This is a genomic window from Clostridium aciditolerans (genome assembly GCF_016316925.1).
Taxonomy (GTDB): domain Bacteria; phylum Bacillota; class Clostridia; order Clostridiales; family Clostridiaceae; genus Clostridium_AM; species Clostridium_AM aciditolerans.
Genome location: NZ_JAEEGB010000003.1, coordinates 310,408 through 326,960 on the forward strand (window position 1 = coordinate 310,408; position 16,553 = coordinate 326,960).

12 protein-coding genes and 1 riboswitch are annotated in these 16,553 nt (G+C 31.2%); of the genes, 3 read left to right on the forward strand and 9 right to left on the reverse strand.

Going from position 1 to position 16,553, the window contains the following annotated elements:
• Window positions 1-94: 94 nt before the first annotated feature.
• The 9 genes from gcvPB to I6U51_RS02670 form a co-directional block, all read right to left on the reverse strand.
• Window positions 95-1,546, reverse strand: a complete 1,452-nt coding sequence (gcvPB, locus tag I6U51_RS02630) for an aminomethyl-transferring glycine dehydrogenase subunit GcvPB (protein WP_211141043.1) — start codon at window positions 1,544-1,546, stop codon at window positions 95-97.
• Window positions 1,546-2,889 (reverse strand): aminomethyl-transferring glycine dehydrogenase subunit GcvPA, encoded by a 1,344-nt coding sequence (gene gcvPA / locus I6U51_RS02635; protein ID WP_211141044.1) that lies wholly within the window; start codon window positions 2,887-2,889, stop codon window positions 1,546-1,548. Before gcvPA ends, gcvPB begins: the two co-directional genes overlap by 1 nt.
• A gap of 1 nt (window position 2,890) precedes the next feature.
• Entirely contained in the window at window positions 2,891-3,274 is a 384-nt protein-coding gene (gcvH, locus tag I6U51_RS02640; protein WP_211141045.1) for a glycine cleavage system protein GcvH, read from the reverse strand.
• Between the two features lie 37 nt (window positions 3,275-3,311).
• Window positions 3,312-4,418, reverse strand: a complete 1,107-nt coding sequence (gene gcvT / locus I6U51_RS02645) for a glycine cleavage system aminomethyltransferase GcvT (protein WP_211141046.1) — start codon at window positions 4,416-4,418, stop codon at window positions 3,312-3,314.
• Window positions 4,419-4,580: 162 nt separating this feature from the next.
• Window positions 4,581-4,679, reverse strand: a riboswitch (glycine riboswitch).
• 517 nt (window positions 4,680-5,196) lie between these two features.
• The gene (locus I6U51_RS25280) at window positions 5,197-5,886 is read right to left on the reverse strand and encodes a PilZ domain-containing protein (protein WP_211141047.1); all 690 of its coding nucleotides are present in this window, start codon (window positions 5,884-5,886) and stop codon (window positions 5,197-5,199) included.
• A 141-nt stretch (window positions 5,887-6,027) separates the two neighbouring features.
• Window positions 6,028-7,194, reverse strand: a complete 1,167-nt coding sequence (locus I6U51_RS02655) for an MFS transporter (RefSeq protein WP_211141048.1) — start codon at window positions 7,192-7,194, stop codon at window positions 6,028-6,030.
• A 191-nt stretch (window positions 7,195-7,385) separates the two neighbouring features.
• Window positions 7,386-7,811, reverse strand: a complete 426-nt coding sequence (locus I6U51_RS02660) for a MarR family winged helix-turn-helix transcriptional regulator (protein ID WP_211141049.1) — start codon at window positions 7,809-7,811, stop codon at window positions 7,386-7,388.
• A 139-nt stretch (window positions 7,812-7,950) separates the two neighbouring features.
• Window positions 7,951-11,085: a DEAD/DEAH box helicase gene (locus tag I6U51_RS02665; RefSeq protein WP_211141050.1), complete on the reverse strand. Its 3,135-nt coding sequence runs from the start codon at window positions 11,083-11,085 to the stop codon at window positions 7,951-7,953.
• Between the two features lie 202 nt (window positions 11,086-11,287).
• Window positions 11,288-11,842, reverse strand: a complete 555-nt coding sequence (locus tag I6U51_RS02670) for a class I SAM-dependent methyltransferase (RefSeq protein WP_211141051.1) — start codon at window positions 11,840-11,842, stop codon at window positions 11,288-11,290.
• Window positions 11,843-12,530: 688 nt separating this feature from the next.
• Here I6U51_RS02670 and I6U51_RS02675 point away from each other — a divergent pair.
• The 3 genes from I6U51_RS02675 (at window position 12,531) to I6U51_RS02685 (ending at window position 16,439) form a co-directional block, all read left to right on the forward strand.
• Window positions 12,531-13,619, forward strand: a complete 1,089-nt coding sequence (locus I6U51_RS02675; protein WP_211141052.1) for a M24 family metallopeptidase — start codon at window positions 12,531-12,533, stop codon at window positions 13,617-13,619.
• A 17-nt stretch (window positions 13,620-13,636) separates the two neighbouring features.
• Window positions 13,637-14,518 carry a proline iminopeptidase gene (pepI, locus tag I6U51_RS02680; RefSeq protein ID WP_211141053.1) on the forward strand — a complete coding sequence of 294 codons (882 nt, stop codon included), beginning with the start codon at window positions 13,637-13,639 and terminating at the stop codon, window positions 14,516-14,518.
• A 562-nt stretch (window positions 14,519-15,080) separates the two neighbouring features.
• The gene (locus tag I6U51_RS02685; RefSeq protein ID WP_211141054.1) at window positions 15,081-16,439 is read left to right on the forward strand and encodes a peptide MFS transporter; all 1,359 of its coding nucleotides are present in this window, start codon (window positions 15,081-15,083) and stop codon (window positions 16,437-16,439) included.
• Window positions 16,440-16,553: the final 114 nt, after the last annotated feature.

A 16,553-nucleotide genomic window follows, 5' to 3' on the forward strand; every position in this document is an offset into this window, starting at 1 on the left:
AACTTATAGCAAAACTTAATACCATAAAAAACCTAAGAACTCTTAGGTTTTTTATGGTATTTTTTTAATTCAGTCTGGGGTTGGGTTAATTATATTATCTGCTCCATTTTAATACTGGATACCTTGCTGCTTTAACTTCATCTAGCCTCTTAATCTCAGTACAATTTGGAGCGGATTTTACAAGTTCAGGATTTTCCTTTGCTTCTTCAGCAATTTTAATCATTGCATTTATAAACTCGTCAAGGGTTTCAAGTTTTTCTGTCTCTGTAGGTTCTATCATTATAGCTTCATGCACAATTAGTGGGAAGTAGATTGTTGGAGGATGGTATCCATAATCAAGCAGTCTCTTTGCTATATCCAAGGTTGACACATTATCATTATCCTTTAATCCAGCTAAAACAAATTCATGTTTACATATATCATCTATAGGTAATTCATAATAGTCTTTTAATTTAGCTCTTATATAGTTTGCATTTAAAACTGCCAGTTCACTTGCTTCTTTTAAGCCTTCCGCCCCCATAGTTAAGAGATATGAAAATGCTCTAACCATGACACCAAAGTTCCCATAGAAGCTTTTTACCTTTCCTATTGAGTAAGGTCTATCATAATCTAAATAATATTTATCATCTTTTTTTGATATTACTGGTTTCGGTAAGAATTCTACTAAGTCTTTTCTTACGCCTATTGGACCACTTCCTGGTCCCCCTCCACCATGAGGAGTTGAGAAAGTTTTGTGTAAATTCAAATGACATACATCAAATCCCATATCTCCTGGTCTTGTTCTCCCCATAATAGCGTTCATATTAGCGCCATCATAATATAATAACCCCCCTGCTTCATGAACAAGCTCAGCTATTTCTACAATGTTCTTTTCAAACAATCCTAAGGTGCTTGGATTAGTAAGCATTAATCCTGCTACCTCATCGCTTAACACAGCCCTTAGCTTTTCAATGTCTACAGCTCCACTTGAGTCAGATTGAACTTCTATTACATCAAATCCTGCCACTGATGCCGAAGCTGGATTGGTACCATGGGCTGAATCTGCTACTATTATCTTTGTTCTTTTAAAATCTCCTCTTTTTTCATGATAAGCCTTAATAACCATAAGTCCTGACAGCTCTCCATGTGCCCCTGCAGCTGGTTGAAGAGATACATCTTCAAGACCAGTTACTTCTGCTAGCTTTTCACTAAGTTCATACATTAACTTTAAAGCACCCTGTACAGTGTCTTCTGGCTGATAGGGGTGGAGATTTAAAAACTTAGGTATTGAAGCCATATCTTCATTGATTTTAGGATTATATTTCATAGTACAGGAACCTAAAGGATAAAATCCTGAATCAACGCCGTAATTTTTATTTGAAAGTAATGTAAAATGCCTAACTACATCTACTTCACTGACTTCTGGAAGCTCTGGTTCTTTACTGCTTAGGAACTCTTCAGGAATTAATTTATCAATACTTACTTCTGGTACATCACAATTAGGAAGAGAATATGCCTTTCTTCCTTCTTTGGATAGTTCAAAAATAACTTTATTATATTCCTTCATTATTTAATTCCCTCCAATACACATGCCAATTTGTCGATTTCGCTCTTTGTTCTTTTCTCAGTTACACAAAGAAGCATTGAATTTTTGTAGCGAGGGTATTCCTTTTCTAATTGATATCCACCAAGGATTTTATTTTCTAGTAAAACATTATTTATCTCTTGCGCAGAATTATTTGATGCTACCGCAAACTCTTTGAAGAATGGTTTATTAAATACTGTATTGTATTTTTCACTCTTTGTTATTTGTTCAAAAGCATAATGGGATTTTTGCATACTTTGCATAGCTACTTCTCTTATGCCCTTTTTACCAAGAGTTGTTAGATATATTAGAGCAGTTAAAGCATTAAGTGATTGATTTGAACAAATATTGGATGAAGCTTTATCTCTTCTTATATGCTGCTCTCTTGCCTGTAATGTTAAAACAAAACCTCTTTTACCTTCCTTATCTATTGTTTGACCTACTATTCTACCGGGCATCTTTCTTAAATACTTGTTTGTTGTTGCTAAAAAACCTAAATAAGGTCCTCCATAATTCAAACTATTTCCTAAGGATTGGCCCTCACCTACTACTATGTCTGCGCCATATTCTCCTGGGCTTTTTAAAACCCCAAGAGATATAGGGTCACAGCTAACAATAAGCAAGGATTTGTTTTGGTGAACAAGTTTTTCTACTTCTGTTAGTTCTTCAATTATTCCAAAGAAATTTGGAGTTTGAATAATCACAGCAGCTATATCTTTGTTTAATTCAACTTTAAGTCTTTCTACATCAGTAACGCCATCAATTTCTTCTATCTCAATTAAATTTAAATTTTTAAATCCCAAATAAGTTTTTAGTACTTTTCTTGTTTCTGGATGAACAGTTTTTGAAATAATAACAGACTTTCTTCTTGTTGAATCTACAGCCATTTGAGCTGCTTCTGCACAAGCAGTTGCTCCATCATACATTGAAGCGTTAGCAGCTTCCATTCCTGTAAGATTTGCTATCATTGTTTGATATTCAAATATTACTTGGAGAGTTCCCTGACTTATTTCTGCTTGATAAGGAGTGTATGCAGTGTAAAATTCTGATCTTGATATTATATGCTTAATCAATGAAGGTATATAGTGATCATAAGCTCCTGCACCTAAAAAACATACTAAGTCATTACAACTTTTATTTAAATTAGCTAAGCTATTAAAATAAGATTGAACCTCTAACTCTGACATACCCTTGTTTATATTTAAGCTTTTATCTAAACGAACATCCTTTGGAATATCTGCAAATAATTCATCTATAGAGTTTACCCCTATTGCTTTTAGCATTAGCTCTTTATCTTCCGCTGTTAGCGGTAAATATGGATGCATACTATTCCCCCTTATCGCATAACTTTTCGTATTGGTCAGCCTTTAATAGCGCATCAAGTTCTGATTTATCTGATAGTTCTACTACTATCATCCAGCTGCCGTAAGCATCTTCGTTGACTAGCTCTGGATTATCAACTAGCTTTTCATTTATTTCAACTACCTTTCCACCAACAGGAATGTAAAGATCTGAAGCAGCTTTTACCGATTCAACAACTCCAAAAGCTTCATCTTTAGAAAATTCCGTATCAACTTCTGGTAGTTCTACAAATACGATTTCTCCTAAGGAGTGCTGAGCAAAATCTGATATCCCTATATAAGCCTTATCTCCATCAACCTTTACCCATTCATGATCCTTACTGTACAATAATTCATTTAAAATTTTCATATAAATATCCCCCTCATATACTTATTTTTAATATTGATTATTTATTGTAATTTTTTTTATAAAATCTTTTATCCACTACTTCAGCTTCAATAAGCTTGTTTCTAACCTTAATGAAGATTGTAGTCCCTAGTTCAGAATACTTTGAATCAATTAAGGCTAAACCTATATTTTTCTTAATAGATGGTGAAAGATAGCCAGTTGTAACAGCTCCTATCTTATTATCTTCTGCAAAAACATCGTATCCATGTCTTGGAATGGCCTTTTCTTTCATTTCAAACCCTACTATTTTTCTTTTTAGGCCTTCCTTCTTTTGCTTTACAAGAGCATCCTTACCTATGAAATTCTCCTTGTTCAACTTAACGAAGAATCCTAATCCAGCTTCAAGTGGTGTTATAGATTCTGACAATTCATTTCCATAGAGCGGTAAATTAACTTCAAATCTTAAAGTATCTCTAGCGCCAAGCCCTACTGGTTTCAATCCATCTTCTTTTCCCACATCCAATATCCTATCCCATAAGTCTATTACACTTTCAACGTCTGTGTAAATTTCGAAACCATCTTCCCCAGTATAGCCAGTTCTGGAAACTAGGCATTTTATCCCCCCTATTAAAATACCTCTTTTGCAGAAGAAAAACTTAATATCCCCTAAATCTGTATTTGTAAGCTTTTGAAGTATTGCCTGAGCTTTCGGTCCTTGAATTGCAAGCTGAGCAATAGATGATGAGATATTTGTTATATCTACATCAAATCCATCTTTATTTTTTAACATCCACTCGAAATCCTTTTCAATATTTCCAGCATTTATTACTAAAAAAAAGTGGTTTTCATTAAATCTATAAACTATTAGATCGTCAACAACTCCCCCATCTTGGTAGCAAATAAGAGTATATAAAATTTGATCATCTTCTAGTATAGATATATCATTTGTCACTAAATTTTGTACGAATTTAAAAGCATCTTCTCCAATTATTTCTACTTCCCCCATATGGGAAACATCAAATAGCCCAGCTGTCGTGCGCACTGCTTCATGCTCAGCTATTATTCCTTCGTATTGCACCGGCAAAGCCCAACCAGCAAAATCTATAATTTTTCCCCCATATTTTTCATAAGAATTAAACAACGGAGTCTTCTTTAATCCTTCCATACTTCAATACCCCCTATAATTTTTTGTACAACAAATAAAAAGGACATGAAGGCAAACTTTAAGTTAGCCCACATGTCCTCTGTTTTTTTACCTGAGAGTTTCGATATGTACCCATATCTTACACCGTTGGTTCTGCTATTTAAAACAGTCTTTTCAGAGTTTCGTCCTACAACGTTATTTTTACCTGAGAGTTTCTAATACAGCCGTGGTACTATATCATTGCTCCTTCGGTTAACAAATGTTATCTCACACTGTAGTCATCCGAAAAATATTAAGTTTTATTTTTAAGTTAATTATATTGCTCTCTGCAATTATTTTCAATAATAGTTAAAAAGTTAACTTCATAAAATTACCAATATTCAAATCATTTCTATATATGCTTTTTATAGTGAGATTTTTTAATAATATGTTAATTCTTTTAGCAAATATTAGTATATTAATAAAATACTCATTTAATAAATATCAAACTTTTGTTAAAAAGCTAATGATGAAGTGGAAACTTGAATCAGATGGGGTTTCGTCTACGACCCTGGGCTTTGCCCGTTAAATGCCATTTAGACATTTAACCCCCACCTGATTCTTAGTTGAACGAATCCAAGGACGTAGCCGCTCTTTACTCCCTCTTTGAGAAAAGCAGACATCCCAAATCTGTGATTTGGTGATAGTCGCTTTCACAGAGTACGAGGGAGTATTAGAGCTGGTAGTCATCGGATAAATTATCTTCATTTACACTTAATATTATTTAATATTTTGCAAAAGTATTCCTACATACAATAAATTATTCTGTTCCATTTTTTCTATTTTTAGCTCTTAAATAAATTTCGTTTTCAAAAATAAACTCTATTATTTTTTCTCTTTCTTTTTCTGTTATAATATCAAAATAAATTCCATAAAGATAAATAGTTTCTTCAGGATCTGAAATAACTTCTTTTCTTGTTATCTTACTTAGAAGAGATAACCTGTAATTTACATTCATACATACTATTATTTGACTTCCAACGTCTAAGTTATCAGAGCACTGCAGTTTTAATCCTCCACCGCCTATATCAGTTATAATACCAGCTTTGAATCTATTTCTTGCAAGTATCTCAGTTGGTATATCCGATATTGAGTAATAATGAATGCTTGCAGCTAAAGGTAGGTATGAAATCTTCAAGTTAATTGGAATTCTATGGTACATTCGTCTGTCAATAAGTCTTATTATCTTAGGAGGACTTAATACGAGATGTATGTATTCTTCATTGCTTTTTATTCCTAAAACAGTTGATTTACAAAGAAACAGTTCATTCCCTTGTAATACTATAAGTTCTACCTGTTTATTTACTGGAAAAATAAAATGCTCATAATAATCAACGCTTACAAGAATACATTCCTTGTAAAGGGTTTTTATAAGCCCTGTACAGCTTCTACTTTCGTGCATTAGCTGAAGCACTTTATTACAACAATTCAAGTCAACAAATTTATCCACGATCTAGCCACATCCCCTTAACAGTATAAGTATGTAGTTTTTATTATACAGCAATAATGGAAATATTCCTATAAAAATACTCTTTATGTAAATCAATAAAGAGTATTTTTATAGGAGCTTTAGTTATTGCTTACTGTTTATCTATGCTGCATTTTCTAATTCTTTCTCCTGTTGAGGTTTTACTGTAATTAAACCAATTGCTAATAAAATAATAATACTAGCTACTGCAAAAGGAAGTTGCTGTGAAAATGTATGTCCTAAAACTCCAGACAAAACAGGTGCTATAGCTGCTCCAAGCCAACGAACAAAATTATATGCTCCTGAAGTAATACCTCTTTCATATGGAGATACTTCCATGATATGGCTAGTATATAATGCATTATTTAATCCGCAAACTAGACCTGATAGAATAATTAGTATGATTTTCCCATATAGACTGTTTATAAAAAATAGAGACCCAGTAAAAATAAAAAATAATAATAAACTATATGGTAGAATACTCTTAGGACTAAATCTCTTTTCTAGGTTATGAGAAAGGATAGCTGAACCATAAGCAAGCATTAATCCCCAACCAAAGAACACAAAACCTAATTGAATAGGTGAAACTTTTATAACAAGTGGTGAATAAGCTAATATTACGAAAAATCCGTAATAATAACACATAGAGGACATTGCTACACTAATAAAAGGACGGTATTTAATTAATTTTAATAGTTCTTTACCACCAGCTATTTTGTGCTTACTTTTATCTTTAGATTCATAAACAAAAAAGCTAACTAAAATAAAGGCAATGAATATAAGAATACAAGTAGCCATAAAGGGATAACGCCAAGAATATCCACCTAAAATTCCTCCTAGTAGAGGTCCTCCAGCCATTCCAAGACCGATTGCAGCCTCGTATAAACCTATTGCATCATTTGCATTATCTGTAAATGAAATTAATAAAATCATTGCTGTAGCAAAAAACATTGAATTTCCAAGTCCCCAACCTGCACGGAAAATTGAAAGTGCAGGAATTCCGTTTGAAATTCCACATAGTAAAGAAAACAGTGTAACTAAGCCTAATCCAATTGACATCATATTTTTATTACCTAATTTATTAGCTAAAATTCCTGATGGAATCATCATAATTGCCATAGTTAAAATATATGCTGTAAATAACATTTCAACCTGCCAAGGACTGGCACCTATATGTTCTGCAATTATTGGTAATATAGGATCAACAACACCTATGCCCATAAATGCTAAAAATGTAGCGAATACTGTAATATTTCTTGCTCGATTCTTTTTGCTTTGTACGTTACTCATAAAATTCCTCCATAAATGTATATTGTATAATTGCTTGTTGATTTTTAGTTAAAATATTTTTCACCTCCTTATTCATAAGTCTTTTTAAAATTTTAATTATTAAACTTTAGAGTAATTATTATATAATTTCAAAATAATTGCTAAAGTATGACTTATCAATAATTGATATATCAATTATTTGATTAAAAAAATTACTCTAAATTTAAAATCAACTTATTTAATAAATCTTTTAATTGGTGAAGCTCACTTTCACTAAAAACTGAACCATTTTCTTGATTCATTTTTATAACCATTGGCAACACTTCTTCATATAAATTACGACCTTTATCAGTCATATAAACTAGAAATTCTCTCCTATCATTAGATGAGTTTTCCCTCTTAATGAGCTCTTTTCTTTCAAGTATATCTAAAATTCTTGTGAGCGCAGCTCTATCTTTAAGACATCTTTTAGCTAAATCTTTTTGATTATACCCTTCTTTTGTATATAATCCGCTTAAAATTACCCACTGTTCCGTTGTAATATCGTAATCTTTAAGTGTCTTCTGTAATTTATTTTTCATTAACAATCTTGCTTTATAAACAATCCATCCAAGTGCTTCATCAAAAATATATTCCATATAATTCCCCTCTATATTAATATTTTGTTCTTTGTCATTGACTTAGTTATTGTATCAAGAAAATAATTGATATGTCAACTATTTTGTTACAGATTTTATTTTTTCAACAAAAAAGAGCTTAGAAGCTCTATAGTTTTGCTCACTCTCTATCAAAAAGCTTCATTAACTCTTCTTTTGATAATTTATTTATAATATCACTATTTTTAAGCTCTCCTGTAATGATATTGTCAATCAATTCTTTCTTATGTTCTTGCAGCAAAATAATTTTTTCTTCTATTGTTCCTCTAGCAACTAACTTAACTACTTCTACTACATTCCTTTGACCTATTCTATGAGCTCTGTCTGTGGCTTGATTTTCTACTGCCGGATTCCACCATGGATCAAAATGAATGACTAAGCTTGCTGAAGTCAAATTAAGTCCAGTTCCCCCTGCCTTTAGTGAAATTAAAAATACTTTTATATTATCACTATTATTAAACTCATTTACCAATCTAATTCTTTCTTTAGATCCAGTAGAGCCATCTAAATAGAAGTATTGAATACCCTTTTCATTTAAGGATCTACCTATTTTTTTCAAAGCAGAAGTAAATTGAGAAAATAATAGCAGTTTCCCGCCAGAGGCTATCTGTTCTTCAATTAATGACATTGCAACTTTGAGTTTTCCACTTCCACCTTTATATTCGTCAACTATAAGGGATGGATCTAAACAAATTTGTCTTAGCTTTGTCAAATAAGAAAAAACTTCTATTTTGCCGTCGGAGTTATTTTTTATTTTCCCTCGGACCTCTTTTATATAGGAACCATATATCGCCTTTTGAGCTGCTGGCATTTCAACTAGTATCTTTTTTTCTATTTTATCTGGTAAATCCTTTATAACTTCTTTTTTAGTTCTTCTTAAAATAAAAGGTTTTATTAGCAATTTGAGGTTATCTAAATCACAGCCGCAGTCAGAAATAAACTTTTCATCAAAGGTTTCCCTAGAGTATAAATATCCTGGCATTATGAAATCAAATATTGACCAAAGCTCGGTTAAATTATTTTCAATAGGAGTTCCAGTAAGTGCAAATTTCACCTTTGCTTTAATTTCTTTAATTGCTCTTGTACTTTGGGTTATTGGATTTTTTATATTTTGAGCCTCATCTATAATGCAATAATCAAATTGAATATTACTGTATTTTTTAATATTATTTCTTAAAGTTCCGTAAGTAGTTAAAATTACTTCATACTCTTCTAATTTATCTAGTACCTTTTCCTGTTCTTTAATACTTCCATGTGCAATTCCAACTTTTAACCTAGAAGCAAACCTATCCATCTCATCCTTCCAATTATAAATCAGCGATGTTGGAGTAATTATTAAAGATTTTTTATTTTCTTCTGATGTAAGAAAGGCTATTGTCTGAACTGTTTTACCTAGCCCCATCTCGTCTGCCAAAATGCCGCCAAATTCTAACTCACTTAAATTTTTAAACCATTTAAATCCACTTATCTGATATTCTCTCAATATTGCTTTCAGATTCTTTGGTAAAGCTATTTCCCTAGCATTTATCTCAGTTAACTTCTTTTCTATATCTTTTATTAGATTAATACCTTTACCAAGTTTATAATTCTTATTATTTAGGCTTTCCCATATGTATAAAGCCTTGCTTTTTTCTATTTTTATTGAATCTTTTTCTATATTTTTATCAGTATCCAAGATCTCAATTAAATTAAAGAAACCTATAATACCATCATCTTCAAAATCAATAAATCTATTATCTTTAGTTTTATAAAATCTATTATTAGACTTATAACTTTCATATATATTGCTCAGCTCTGTTTTATCAATGTCTCCAATATTATAATTAAATCTTAAATATCCATTTTCTTCGTACAAGTCTATTTCAATAAAAGATGAATCAAATATTTTTACATCTTCCATGCCCTTTCCGAGCATAACATTACCTAATGAACGTATACTACTTTCTCTTGTGCTCAAAAGATTAAAAATATCATCATCCTCGCCAATAAATATAAGTTTGTCTTTTCTTTTAATAAACTTATAATATTCTAGTTTCATAAGAGCTTTTTCTTCCTTATTATAATCTCTTATAAAATCTGTTTTGTTACTGCTGCTCTTTAATATGTTAACTTTTTCATTATAATAAATTGCATATACTTCACAATAGATATTGGATTCCTCTTTATAAATTAAAAATTCAAATCTTAGAGAGTTAACCCCAAATCTCTTTACATCTTCTCCAATTATAATATTATTTGAAATACTGCTTATTATAGAAATAATTGCATTATAATTTTTTATAGTTTTATTATATAGAATTTCACCTTCTTTTTGAAACTTATCATATAAAGGGCTATATATTTCAATTTGATTTTTTGAAGGTAAATAAAGTTGCCCATTAAAAAAGTATACATCTTTATTTCTATTTAAAGGAATTGGAAGTTTTTTATGTGTTGTTAACACAAAATGTTCATTTTTCTCTTTTAATGTAAAGCTAACAGGTAGGTCTCTCTTAAGAATATCTACTTTATACTCTATCCCATTGTATTTAAATAAAATTTTATTTCCGCCAACACATTCTAAAAATGCTCGTAAATCCTCTGGTTGTATTATTAAATTTCTCCCAGTATCTGATATTCCTCTATTTGAAGAAACATATTCTTTAATAAAATCTATTACTTTTATATCATTAGTACAAATAGTATACTGTGAAGGATTATATGTAAACTGATTATTGAAAAAGATAGTTTCACCCTTATTTAAAGAAGAGATAAAATTCTTCAAATCAGTAATTAAATATTTATGGTCACGTCCTAATCTAAATTCTAGTTCATAATTAGTTTCATCTTTCCAAGACTTGCAAGTTATCTTTACATCAATGCCTACTTCAACTTTTGTCTTTTTATCTTCAGGTAATTTTTTAAATGAGTTATCTTCTTTACCTTTTTTCTTATGAAGTATACTTAAAAACTTGTATCCTGTGGCAGTCAAATGCTCACACATAAATAGATTTTTATTTATAGAAATTTCTTTAAAATCCTCACAAGTACAACTTACACTGTCTAATTTTTTATTTGATAAATTTATTTTTATATATGTTTTATATTTATTATGATTAAGATTATTTAGCACATCTCCATATATATGATATATATTATCTATTTTTTTCCCTTTAATATTAGATACTAATCCATCTCTAAATATCTTTTCTCCACTTTTCCGCATTAGATTAGAAGACGTTTTGAAAATTATTTGTTCTAATTCATTGAAATTCATTTTCTCACCACCCTTTCACATATAAGTCTCTAATATCTTTAATCATATAATTTCTATAATAGATAATTATTATATCATAATCAGTAGGAATAAATACCAAAAACTGCACTAGATTTCTCCACTGCAGTATAGTTATTTATTACATTTAACCTTGTGAATGAACTTCCACTTAAAAATCTCTAAAATCTAAATAATTACGGAATTAGGATTCAAATACGGCACAATAAAAGTTCTCTCCTAATGAAAATTTTTCTATAGTTTTTAGTCCATTGTTATTACAAAGTTCTTCAACATAATTTTCTGACAGCCTATGATCGATTGGAGGTCCCATTGGTGTTTTTCTCTTATGAAACTCTATTATCATAAGCTTTCCTTTTCTTTTTAAAACTCGCTTTATCTCATTTATCATATATTCTTTATCTTCTATCTCATGTAATACAGTTACCATTATAGCCATATCACAGATGTTACTGTCTAGTGGAAGCTTGTTGGAGTCAACTTTCTTAATTATAATATTTTTAATATTTTGCTCATCCATTCTATTTTTTAGCAATTCAATCATACTATCTGATATTTCAAGGGCATAAATATCTTTACTGCTAATTTTCGCAGCTGTAAAAGAAAATATACCCGTACCAGCACCAATATCACATAATACCATATTCTCTTTTAATCCTGTTTTTATTAATGTATTCTTTGGATTAAGCTCTTCTATTCTTATTGGATTTTCAAGTTTATTAATTTTACTATCATTCATCTAAACCATCTCCTTCTAAACTAACACTTACCTTTTATTTATTAATTGTGGTTTATACTAGTTAATTAACGCATACCCTTTAGGGGTATGTTCTTATATTATATTAATCTATTCTGTTTGTCAAACAAAAGGAATAAAGAGAATAATAAAACTCACCATTAATTAAAAACTCTCTTTTTACTATTCTTTCTCCTGAAACCAAGTTTCTTTTATCAAGTGATTCTTAGGTTCAGATGGAATTTGCTTATAAGGATGACTTTCTCCATCTGAACCTTAGAAGAACTTATCCAGGCGTGTAGCAGTGCTTATCCCCCACTTTGATAGAAGATGGGAGTGTTAGCAATGGTAGCGATCGGATAAAAGCCTAGTATATTATCAGTTCTAACTCTTAAATTAATTTTTCTAATTATTCTTTAACTTTCGATATTGATTAAATATTTTTATTAAACTGAATTTTTTACAGTTGCACTTAAATTTTTGCTGTAAAACTATATGAAAAAACTTCAAATTAATATATAATAGAAATATATCCTAAATATTAAGTATATTCTTATTTTAAAGCTTTTAGCTAAGCACTCCAGAAGAAATGGAAAATAAATAATTATAGAATAGTTACCAAGAAATCATTGTTTACAATGACTAAAAATATTACATTATTATTTAATAACTTAATTAGGAGGGAATAACTATGGATACAAAAAAACTAAACAGAATACTAAAATCAATGGAGGAGCATAAGATTCCTCAAATGATTATCTCTGATCCAACAGCTATTTTTTATTTAACAGGAAAATGGATTCATCCAGGAGAAAGATTATTAGCATTATACTTAAATGTTAATGGAAATCACAAAATCCTTATCAATGAATTATTTCCACAAGAAAAGGATCTTGGTGTAGAAATCGTATGGTATAACGATATTCAGGATGGAGTTGAAATTTTATCCAAGTTTGTAGAAAAAGATAAGGTTATGGGTATCGATAAAGTATGGCCATCTAAATTCTTATTAAGATTACAAGAACTTGGCGGAGGCAGCAAATTCGTAAATGGTTCTTTAATTGTAGACTATGTAAGAATGATAAAAGATGAAGAAGAAATTGCTATTTTGAGAGAATCATCAAGATTAAATGACCTTGTAATGGATGAGTTGATTCCATGGGCAGGAAAAGGTTTATCTGAAAAAGAATTAAATGTTAAAGTTCGTGAAATTTATAAAAAACATGGTATTAACGAAGTATCTTTCGATCCAATTACAGCATATGCTAAGGGAGCAGCAGATCCACACCATGTAACAGATGATACAAAAGGTAAATATGGAGACTGCGTTATCCTTGATATCGGAGGATTCTACAAGAACTATGCATCTGATATGACAAGAACTGTATTTATCGGTGAAATTTCCGAAAGACAGAAAGAAATCTATGATATCGTTGTAGAAGCAAACTTAAGAGGTATCGCTGCTGCAAAACCTGGAAACAGAATGTGTGACGTAGACTTAGCTGCAAGAAACTACATTGAAGAAAAAGGATACGGAAAATATTTCACACACAGAACTGGACATTCCTGTGGTTTAGAAGATCATGAATTCGGCGATGTTTCTTCTGTAAATGAAGACATTATCAAACCGGGACAATGCTTCTCTATTGAGCCAGGAATTTATCTTCCAGAAGAAGGGATAGGTGTTCGTATTGAGGACCTTGTTATCATAACTGAAGATGGCTGCGAAGTATTAAATAAGTATACAAAAGACGTAATTATTGTTCCTGAATCCAAATAGACAGAAGGAGATTACTTATGAAGATTACTGAAGGCTATATGCCTTATCTAGAATATAAAACATACTATCGTATAGTGGGTGAATGTACAGGAAATAAGAAGCCATTGGTTTTATTACACGGCGGACCAGGTTCTACACATAATTATTTCGAAGTACTCGACAAAGTTGCAGAAGATGGACGTGCGGTTATTATGTATGACCAATTGGGATGTGGATTATCCGCAACACCTTCCCGTCCTGACTTGTGGTGTGCGGAGACATGGATTGAAGAATTAATCCAGTTACGTAAACACTTAGGCTTAGACGAAATTCACTTATTAGGACAATCCTGGGGGGGAATGCAGGCGATTCAATATGCTTGCCAGTACAAACCAGAAGGAATAAAGAGCTATATCTTATCCAGCACTTTACCATCTGCTGCATTATGGGAAAAAGAACAGCGTAGAAGAGTTGCATACCTTCCACAGGAAATGCAGGATGCCATTGCAAAAGCAGAAAAAACTGGAGATTATTCATCAAAAGAATATCAGGAAGCAGAAGCAGAATTCATGCTTCGTCACTGTGCAGGCAAAGTTGGACCAGATTCACCAGAATGCTTAAGACGTCCAAAAGTTGCTGGAACAGAAGCTTATGTAACTGCATGGGGTCAGAATGAATTCAGCCCATCTGGTACATTAAAAGACTTTGATTTTATGAAAGAGATTGAAGATATTCAAGAACCTTGCTTAATCACCAGCGGTTTACTTGATCTTTGCTCACCACTTATTGCCAAAACAATGTATGATAAGATTCCGAATTCAGAGTGGGAATTATTTGAATTCAGTCGCCATGCGCCATTCGTAGAGGAAAATGAGAAATATATAGAAGTGCTTAATAAATGGTTAAATAAAAACGACTAATCTATTACAGTGATATAACTTTCATTGTGATACAACCTCTTAGCAACAAAAACTAGAACAGTTTTTGTTGCTAATGTTTTATATTCCAAAATAGCTTATATTCTTCTTTGCTATCTTTATCACTGTCTCAACGGGTTCAATTTCTTTAAATTCATTTTCTCACCACTCTTTCATATATAAATCTCTAATATCTTTAATCATATAATTTTTGTAATATATTAATTAGAATTCAAATACAGCGTATTAAAATATGAAAAGTATGAATGAACTTTGATATTAATTAAAAATTTTTAATAAATTAAAAATTTTATAGTTACACTTGAATTTTCACTGTAAAACTATACAAAAAAAACTTAAATTAATATATAATAGAAATATATTCTAAATTTTAAATATATTCTCACTTTAAATTTTTCAACTAAATACTCCAAAAAAAGAATTAAGTTACCAGTTACCAACCTATGGTATTTGAAACTATTGCACATCGTCTTAACAAAGATGAGAACACATAGTTTTTTAAATACACATCTAATATTTAAGATTTTTATAGGAGGGATGGAAAATGGAAAGTACAAACAGAAGACCATTTGGCTTTTATGTATGCTCACTAGCCTTCTCATTGGAAAGGTTTGCATTCTACTCAGCAAAATGGTTAATTGTAGCATTTGTAGCTGCTAAAGTAGTAGACGGAGGACTTGGTCTTACTGCCGGAGATGCAGCAAAAATGTCTGCAAACCTAGTTGCATTTACTTATCTTGCACCATTAATCGGGGCATATGTTTCTGACCGTATCATAGGTGCTAGATACCTTGTTCCTGTCGGAATGATTTTCATGGGAGCAGGTTACTTAGTAGGATGGCAGGCTTCAAGCGCTGCTATGATTAATTTAATGATTGCTTTGGTTTCTATAGGTACAGGTTTATTCAAGTGTCAGACAAATGCTATTACAGGTAGACTTTTTGATGACCCAAGACAATTAGATAGTGCATTCTCTACTCAATACTCTTTCGTTAACTTCGGTTCTTTCTTTGGTACAACAATTATCGGTGTACTTGCTGTAACTAAAGGATACGCCTTCTGTTTCTTAATTTGTGCAATTATGATGTTTATTGATGCTGCTTGGTTCATCTTTGGATGGAGATTCTTAGGAGAAACAGGTAAAAAACCTTTTAAGATTGATGAACACAAAGAAGTAAAAGAAAAGAAACAAACAGAAGAAAAGAAACCTCTTACAACAATGGAAAAAAAGAGAGTTGCAGCCATTGTTTTAATATCTGTATTTTCCGTAATCTTCTGGGTGTTCTGGTACTTGGCATATATGCCTGTGTACTTATACTGGGATGGAGACAATGCAGCTGCTAACTGGATGATAGGTAGCTTTAAAGTTCCATCAGTTTGGTTTGACTCATTAAATGCATTTATGTGTATCACATTAGGACCGATTCTTGGCGGATTGTGGACAAAATTAGCTAAGAGACCTCAAGGTGACTTAAGTATGTTTAAGAAAACTGCTTTAGGTATGCTATTATTAGGTTTATCTTATGTAATTTTTGCAATGGCAGATGTTACAAGAGGCAGCAATCTTGCACCTCTAGGTTGGATCATTGCATTTGGTATAGTTTTATCTCTTGGTGAAATGGTATTTTCACCACTTGGAAACTCTTTTATTAGTAAATTCGCTCCACCTAGATTATTATCACAAATGATGAGTGTTTGGGTACTTGCTGTCTTCTTTGCAGGAAAATCTTACGGATGGTTATATGAATTTACATTAAAATTTAAATTTTCAACTGTATACTTTGTAATTGCAGGTATTGCTCTTGCAGCTGGCATTATTCTTTGGTCATTAGATAAAACTTTAAACGGTTTAGTTGTAAAAGATGAAGAATTACAAAATAAAGGTGGAGAATTGCAGGTATAGTTACTAAAGAAGTCTTTATTTACAATGAATAAGTATGCTTCATTAGTATTTAGTAGCTTAATTTAAGAGGAAATATAGAATAAAAGAGCTTAGATTGAACTGCTCCCTGTCAAG

Excerpts from the sequence above, each read along its gene's own strand:
- gcvPB (WP_211141043.1), bottom strand. The coding sequence starts at position 1,546 with ATGAAGGAATATAATAAAGTTATTTTTGAACTATCCAAAGAAGGAAGA.
- gcvPA (WP_211141044.1), bottom strand. The coding sequence starts at position 2,889 with ATGCATCCATATTTACCGCTAACAGCGGAAGATAAAGAGCTAATGCTA.
- gcvH (WP_211141045.1), bottom strand. The coding sequence starts at position 3,274 with ATGAAAATTTTAAATGAATTATTGTACAGTAAGGATCATGAATGGGTA.
- gcvT (WP_211141046.1), bottom strand. The coding sequence starts at position 4,418 with ATGGAAGGATTAAAGAAGACTCCGTTGTTTAATTCTTATGAAAAATAT.
- I6U51_RS02655 (WP_211141048.1), bottom strand. The coding sequence starts at position 7,194 with ATGAGTAACGTACAAAGCAAAAAGAATCGAGCAAGAAATATTACAGTA.
- I6U51_RS02660 (WP_211141049.1), bottom strand. The coding sequence starts at position 7,811 with ATGGAATATATTTTTGATGAAGCACTTGGATGGATTGTTTATAAAGCA.
- I6U51_RS02665 (WP_211141050.1), bottom strand. The coding sequence starts at position 11,085 with ATGAATTTCAATGAATTAGAACAAATAATTTTCAAAACGTCTTCTAAT.
- I6U51_RS02670 (WP_211141051.1), bottom strand. The coding sequence starts at position 11,842 with ATGAATGATAGTAAAATTAATAAACTTGAAAATCCAATAAGAATAGAA.
- I6U51_RS02675 (WP_211141052.1), top strand. The coding sequence starts at position 12,531 with ATGGATACAAAAAAACTAAACAGAATACTAAAATCAATGGAGGAGCAT.
- pepI (WP_211141053.1), top strand. The coding sequence starts at position 13,637 with ATGAAGATTACTGAAGGCTATATGCCTTATCTAGAATATAAAACATAC.
- I6U51_RS02685 (WP_211141054.1), top strand. The coding sequence starts at position 15,081 with ATGGAAAGTACAAACAGAAGACCATTTGGCTTTTATGTATGCTCACTA.